The 3,273-nt window shown below is 71.7% G+C and carries 2 protein-coding genes; one reads left to right on the forward strand and one right to left on the reverse strand.

Translation table 11 applies throughout. From position 1 onward, the window contains the following. Nucleotides 1-131: 131 nt before the first annotated feature. Nucleotides 132-1,070, reverse strand: a complete 939-nt coding sequence (locus tag JS521_RS34715) for a TetR/AcrR family transcriptional regulator (RefSeq protein WP_205086849.1) — start codon at nt 1,068-1,070, stop codon at nt 132-134. A 424-nt stretch (nt 1,071-1,494) separates the two neighbouring features. Here JS521_RS34715 and JS521_RS34720 point away from each other — a divergent pair, with 424 nt between their 5' ends. Further along, on the forward strand, nt 1,495-2,865 hold the full coding sequence (locus JS521_RS34720; protein ID WP_239488248.1) for an NAD(P)/FAD-dependent oxidoreductase: 1,371 nt from the start codon (nt 1,495-1,497) through the stop codon (nt 2,863-2,865). Nucleotides 2,866-3,273 lie beyond the last annotated feature (408 nt).

Below are 3,273 nucleotides of genomic sequence, written 5' to 3' on the forward strand. Positions count from 1 at the left end.
GGTCCGCGCCCGCCCCCTACTACTGACGAGGCGGACGGACGCGGACCGATGAGCGAGAGCGGACGACGAGCGATACGGGAACGAGCCGCCGGATGGGGCGGATGGGGCGGCCGGGGCCGCGCCCCCGGCCGTCACGCCGGCCGCGACCTCAGACCCTCCAGCAGGATGTCCAGCAACCGGGCCGAGGCCGCGGCCTGCTGAGCGGCGTCCGGCAGCGAAGGCGCCGCCGTGGCGATGACCAGCAGCACATCGGCCACCGTCACGTCCCGGCGCAGCTCACCCGACTCCCGGGCCCGGTCCACCAGCCGCCCCACGACCTCCAGCAGCTCGACCGCACCGGTCTCCTCACCGAGGCCGTCCAACCCGTCGCCGCCCCCGGAGCGTTGGCCGACGACGCGGAAGTCGTCCTGGCCCACCCCCTGCCGCTGTTGCGGAACACGGGTCTCGTCCACGCCGCCCGGCGCCGGAGCCGCCCCGGAAGCCGCCGGCAGACCCGGCTGCTCCTCCCCGTCGACCCCGACCCGCAGCACCTGCGGCGGCAGCAGCCTGCCCGCACCCGACGCCACCGACGTACGCAGAAAGCGGGAGAGCGCCGACCAGGGCTCCTCCTCCTGTCCCAGCGCCGTACGGGCCTGCTCGGTCAGCCGGGAGGTCTCCTCCTCGGCTATCCGGCGCACCAGCACGTCCTTGCTCGGGAACCGCCGGTAGACGGTGCCCACGCCGACGCGCGCACGACGTGCCACGTCCTCCATCGGAGCGCCGTAACCCAGCTCCCCGAACACCTCGCGCGCCGCCCGCAGCACATGCTCCAGATTGCGCTGTGCGTCGACGCGCAGCGGAGCCGAACGCGGAGCGCCCGCGGTGCTCGTCGTCGCCGTGCCCGTCGTCGTCGCCCCGTTCGGGGCCTGTCCGGCAGCGGCCGAACCCATCGCCGCCGCACTCACCGCGGCCGCGGAACGAACCGCATCGGCCGAGCTCATGACACCCAGCGCTCCCACGGAGCCGAGGCGTCCTTTGTCCTCGGACGCGCGCGAGAGCGCAGCCTGGCCATGCGTATCCTGAATATGCATAACTTCCCCCGGTTATGACGTCTCCCCCCGGAGACTTCCCGCCGTTTCAGCCGGGGAGCGGAGCCATACGAAATCCGCACCCGACACCCCGACGGGTTACGAACATAGTTGAGCCCGCGTCAATTCAGAAGGGGGTAGTTCCGCATGGGACGCCCCCCGATCGGACCAAGATCCGATCGGCGCCGGGACAACGCCCCTTCCCTCACCCCCTGCGTAGCGCCTGACCTGCACGGCTGTCGCCGCCCGCGTCCGACGGGCACCGAGTGCCGTCGCGGATCCTCCGGTCACACAATTTGCCGGGCCTGTGGACAAACCACTGACTCCGTTGCGTCATGGGGTGGTGATGGCTCCAGATTCCCGGGGGACGACCCCCGGCACCCGGCCAGGTGTGCGCATTCTCGTCGTCGGCGGCGGCTACGGCGGGATGTACACAGCGCTGCGTCTCCAACGGAAGTTGAAGCAGAGACTGAAGAGCGGCGACGCCGAGATCGTGGTCGTCACGCCCGAGCCGTACATGACGTACCAGCCCTTCCTCCCCGAAGCGGCCGCCGGCTCGATCTCGCCGCGCCACGTCGTCGTGCCGCTGCGCCGCGTCCTGAAGGACTGCACGATCGTCATCGGTGAGGCCGAGCGCGTCGACCACGCCAAACGGACCGCGACCGTCACCACGCTCGCCACCGGCGAGGACGGCACCGGAGCCCTGGAGATCGGGTACGACGAGATCGTCATCGCCCCCGGGTCCGTGTCCCGCACCCTGCCCGTCCCCGGCCTGGCCGAATTCGGCATCGGTTTCAAGACCGTCGAGGAGGCCATCGGGCTGCGCAACCACGTCATCGAACAGATGGACATCGCCTCCGCCACCCGCGACCCCGCGATCCGCGACGCCGCTCTCACCTTCGTCTTCGTCGGCGGCGGCTACGCGGGCGTGGAGGCGCTGGCCGAACTGGAGGACATGGCCCGCTACACGGCGCGGTACTACCACAACATCAAGCCGGCCGACCTGAAATGGATCCTCGTCGAGGCCTCCGGGCGCATCCTCCCCGAGGTCGGCGAGGCCATGGGCACATACGCCATCGGCGAGCTGCGCGGCCGGAACATCGACGTACGGCTGGAGACCCGCCTCGACACCTGCGAGGACCGCGTCGCCGTCCTCAGCGACGGCTCCCGCTTCCCCACCCGCACCCTCGTCTGGACCGCGGGCGTCAAACCGTCGCCCCTGCTCGCCGCCACCGACCTGCCCCTCACCGAACGCGGCCGGCTCCGCTGCACCGCCACCCTCGGCGTCCAGGACACGCCGCACGCCTGGGCCGCCGGCGACGCCGCCGCCGTACCCGACCTGACCGCATCCGAACCGGGGAGCGAGACCGCCCCCAACGCCCAGCACGCGGTGCGCCAGGCGAGGGTCCTCGCCGACAACGTCCTCGCCTCCATCGACGGCGAACCGCTCACCGAATACCGCCACGCGTACGCCGGTTCGGTCGCCTCCCTCGGCCTGCACAAAGGCGTCGCCCACGTCTACGGGCGCAAGCTCAAGGGCTACCCCGCCTGGCTGATGCACCGGATGTACCACCTCAGCCGGGTACCGACGTTCAACCGGAAGGCGCGCGTCCTTGCCGAATGGACCCTGTCCGGCCTCTTCAAGCGCGAGATCGTCTCCCTCGGCTCGCTGGAACACCCCCGCGCCGAATTCGAACTCGCGGCGGGCGGCGGCGGTTCCGGCACCCCGGGACTGCCCGGCCCCGGCCGCCCGAAGGGCCCCGGAGAACCACCGCGGGACGGCCGCACCGACAGCTGACCGGCCCGCCGGACCGGCAGCTGACGGACCGTCCACCGAGCGGCCGGGCGGCGACTGTCAGTACGGTCGGTCACACTGGACGTGTGACCATAGGTGGGCCCACACCTGCACAGAGTGACCCGGTCCGCAGTGACCATCAGTGACCAGCAGCGACGCACCAACAGCACGACGAGGCCCGGCTGCGCCTTCCCGGGGGTACGGCCCCCGGAGCGCCGAACACGGCAGACGAAACGGCAGAAGAAGCAGCCCGCCCGAGCGGACCAGACCGACACACGAGGCCAGAAATACCGTGAACTTCACGCGTTGGAGCGCCCGCCTTCCCGGAACGCAGCGCCGAGCCGCCGCACGGGACGACCGTAGTTCCGTGCCGGCCGCCCGAGCCGAGTACGCCCGCCCGGAGGGCACGCC

Source organism: Streptomyces durocortorensis (genome assembly GCF_016901035.1).
GTDB classification, from domain to species: Bacteria; Actinomycetota; Actinomycetes; order Streptomycetales; family Streptomycetaceae; genus Streptomyces; species Streptomyces durocortorensis.